The sequence below is a fragment of the uncultured Planktosalinus sp. genome (assembly GCF_963973675.1).
Lineage (GTDB): Bacteria > Bacteroidota > Bacteroidia > Flavobacteriales > Flavobacteriaceae > Planktosalinus.
Window position 1 is genome coordinate 1 of sequence record NZ_CAXBAN010000391.1, and the last position, 2,387, is coordinate 2,387.

The following is a 2,387-nucleotide window of genomic DNA, read 5'->3' on the forward strand; positions in this document are numbered from 1 at the left end:
CGCAAGTAACTCCTTTGGTTAAAAAAGAGAAAAAAGCAAAACAATTAATGGCTTCAATCAATGAAACTACTCTCGAAGAAATTGCTTCAGCACATAATACTACAGTAAAAAGAGCAAATGCTTTGAATAGAAAATCACCTGTTATACCCGATGCAGGTACTGAACCAAAAGTTGTTGGTGCTGCATTTGGTTTGGACCAAGGAGAAACCTCAGGGCTTATTGAAGGAAGAAATGGTGTTTATAAAGTAAGAGTTCTTTCAAAAACAGAAGCTGCTGACGTTCAAAACTATTCAGCTTATGTAACTCAGTTGAAAAATAGAAGAACTGCCGGACTAACCACAGGAGTATTTAATGCTCTGAAGAAAAAAGCAGATATTGATGATAGAAGAGCAAACTTTTATTAATTAATCTAACTATTCACAAATAAAAAAACCTTTCAACTCAATGAAAGGTTTTTTTATTTAATCATTTCACTGTAAGGGATGACTACCTCATATCCCTTATTTTTAAAATAGGAAGTAGCTTCCTCTCCGGTGGCTAAAATAAAATCTCCACCCCAGCCCCCCAAACTTTTGACGGCTCCTCCATAATCAGAAAAAAGGCGGTCTTTTACTTTTTCCAAACCTAAAAGACTTGAGACTAAGTTTTCGTGCCTGTTCAGAACCTTTTCAAAAGTGGGTAAAGAAGTGGCTTTTAAAAACTCCTGTGTAAGTTCATTAAATTCAGCAAGTTGTTTTAGTGTGATTACGGTGTTTTTTTTATAATAATGAATCGCCTCTTTACTATCCTTTTTTTTATTTAGGTAAACAAAAAAGAGAGCATCAGAAAATGAAGGCTTGAATGCCACATTTTTTACAGTGGATGGATTCGTTTTATTGGAATAAATCAAAGGTGTGCTGTGTTGTGCACACGCAATGTCATAACCGCTTCCACCAAAACTTGTGCGCAGCAATTCATAGGCGTCTACTTTTGCCCATTGGGCAATATTATTGATTAATGTTGAAGAGCTTCCCAGCCCCCATTCTCTTGGAAAAGTCATATTACTTTTTACCTCTATTCCTTGCTGCCTATTAAGAAAAAGCGGGTTCAGCTTTTTAGCCTCACTCAAAATGGTCTGTAAAGTATGAGCGATTTTTTCATTTGAGCAAGAGCGAATTTGTAAAGAATTTTCAATATCAAAACTTCCTTCAAACCACACTTTATTTTGATGATCAAAACTTTTCCAGTTAAGCAGGGCTTCAGTTATCAAATTGACCTCAAGACTTTGTCCGTATTTTGTTGGAATAGCCAGGGCTTCTGCACCATCTAACACAAAATATTCAGCGCTGAGCAATAGTTTTCCGTTGCTGTAAAAGGAGGTTTTCAAATTAATTTTTTCTTAATGTTTTGATAAATTGAATGGCCGCATTGTGAGTTACTGTGTTATCTTTAAAATGTTTGACCGCTTGTTCTTTTTCAATACTTGTTGCATTCAACTGATTCAGAATATTCATCAAATGCATTTTCATATGTCCCTGCTGAATGCCCGTAGTAACAAGCGATTTAACAGCCGCAAAATTTTGAGCCAGCCCCGCTACGGCAATAATTTGCATCAATTCTGAAGCCTTGGGTTTTTGTAACATTGCTAGAGCGACCTTTACAAGTGGATGAAGAGAAGTCAGTCCGCCAACGGTTCCTATGGCTAAAGGAATTTCAATCGAAAAATGAAAAACACCGTTCTTAATCTGTGCGTGCGTTAAACTTTTGTAGATTCCTTCTTTAGAAGCATAGGCGTGAATACCGGCTTCCACAGCTCTGAAATCATTTCCGGTGGCCAGGATCACGGCGTCAATCCCATTCATGATGCCTTTGTTGTGAGTCACTGCCCTGCGGGGCTCGTGCTTTGCAATAGCTACAGCTCTTACAAACTTTTCAGCAAACTGCGTTCCGTCAAATTCGGGTGTACTGAGTGCGTCTACTTTGCAGGAAACACTTGCCTTTACTAAGCATTCAGGAACATAGTTGGATAAAATACTCATTACTATTTCAAGAGGTAACGAGTGTTTTTCAGCTTCTTCTTTAAGGGTCTTGGCCAATTGCTCCAGACAGCTGTTTATAAAATTGGCACCCATGGCATCGGCTGTTTCAAAGGTGCAGTGCAAATAATAATAGTCTTCCAGCGCCTGAGTTTTGTCAACCAGGCTAATGTCTAAAAGTCCGCCGCCCCGTTTTTTCATACTGGATTCAAGCGATGCGATTGAATTAACTAAACGGGGTTTTATTGTTTTAAAAAAATCAATCAGCGCTTCTTTTTCACCGGTATAATTAAAATGTACCTGGCCGTTTTTGGTGGTTGAAATTACTTCAGCCTAAAACCCGCCACGGTCCATCCAGAATTTTGCAGCATT

Annotated in this window: 2 protein-coding genes and 1 pseudogene; 1 reads left to right on the plus strand and 2 read right to left on the minus strand. The window is 38.2% G+C overall.

Features of this window, described 5'->3' with window-relative positions:
- The coding region (locus tag AACY61_RS12460; protein ID WP_339611903.1) for a peptidyl-prolyl cis-trans isomerase at nucleotides 1–404 on the plus strand (404 nt) is incomplete at its 5' end.
- A gap of 53 nt (nucleotides 405–457) precedes the next feature.
- Here the strand turns inward: AACY61_RS12460 and AACY61_RS12465 are convergent.
- A complete protein-coding gene (locus AACY61_RS12465) occupies nucleotides 458–1,366 on the minus strand; it encodes a GYDIA family GHMP kinase (protein WP_339611905.1) in 909 nt (302 codons plus the stop codon).
- Nucleotide 1,367: 1 nt separating this feature from the next.
- Nucleotides 1,368–2,387, minus strand: a pseudogene (locus AACY61_RS12470) (hydroxymethylglutaryl-CoA reductase); the annotation flags it as partial.